Genomic DNA, 964 nt, shown 5'->3' with positions numbered 1-964 from the left:
TATAACTCAATTTGGTCATTTTCGATGGCATTGAGTAGATTAAACTCAATCGATCGTTTAGCTAACAGTTGATAGCCAATAATTAAATAGATTAGAGAGAAGAGTAATGCGGCCAGTAGAGTTTTCCAGAGATGGGAAAAATAATGATATTGGTAGGTGCCAGAGGTTGGCTTTAATTCGAATTTTAAAGGGTAAAGCTTAGAGGAAAAAATAAATGGGTGTGTCTGTTCTAGGTTACTCTCTATTTTTCCGTTAAGATCTTGGCCTAATATACTCAGTCGATATTTGTATTGTTTACCTACCAATTTTTGCTCGATGAGATTCATAAACCGCTCCGGTGGCATTAATGCATTCAGGCCGTAATCATCATTAATCGAGGCATAGATAAAAAAAGTATTGAGCTCACTGCTGGAGCGACCCACTTCGATTGTAATATGATTTTTAGAATCCTTGATGCGTTCGATAATGGTGTGCGATAGATGGATATCTGTCACACCTTCATTACTGGTACACACAACACGGTCATTTCTATATATGCCAACTTCTTCGATAAATTCTGAGTGAAATACATGCCCGCGTAGTGCCAATTTATCAGCTTCACTGCATGTTGAACCGAGGCGACTATTGAGGACATAAAGTTCACTTGCGGTTCTTTCTATATACAGCTCTAAAGCTTGGATCAGTTGCTTGCCATCTTTAGAGGCTGCGCTCTTGGTATGGTAGTAGTTGCTTAATAGAGAAAATGAAAAAGCGAGTAGAAAAATTACAACCACAGGCATTAAGTTTGGCAGATGGGAAAACATCTCTTTGGTTAGAGAGAAAAATTTTCGTAAGTTAAACTTTGTGGAATACATTTTAGCCTGTAAGTGATGCCTTTAACGCTAACTATAAATATAAATTAGAAAATGTTTACCTATTACTTCGCTTATTTTTACCATGTCTCAATAATAGAATGCCTCACTGG

General features: G+C 37.0%; 1 protein-coding gene. It reads right to left on the bottom strand.

The features are described 5' to 3' along the window. Positions 1-803 (bottom strand): CSS-motif domain-containing protein (locus RH85_RS07095; protein ID WP_241210362.1); only part of this gene is annotated, 803 nt, incomplete at its 3' end. Positions 804-964: the final 161 nt, after the last annotated feature.

The organism is Vibrio ichthyoenteri ATCC 700023 (assembly GCF_000222605.1).
GTDB classification, from domain to species: Bacteria; Pseudomonadota; Gammaproteobacteria; order Enterobacterales; family Vibrionaceae; genus Vibrio; species Vibrio ichthyoenteri.
The sequence above is the reverse complement of the archived record's forward strand: the minus strand, read 5'-3'. Positions and strand labels throughout refer to the sequence as shown.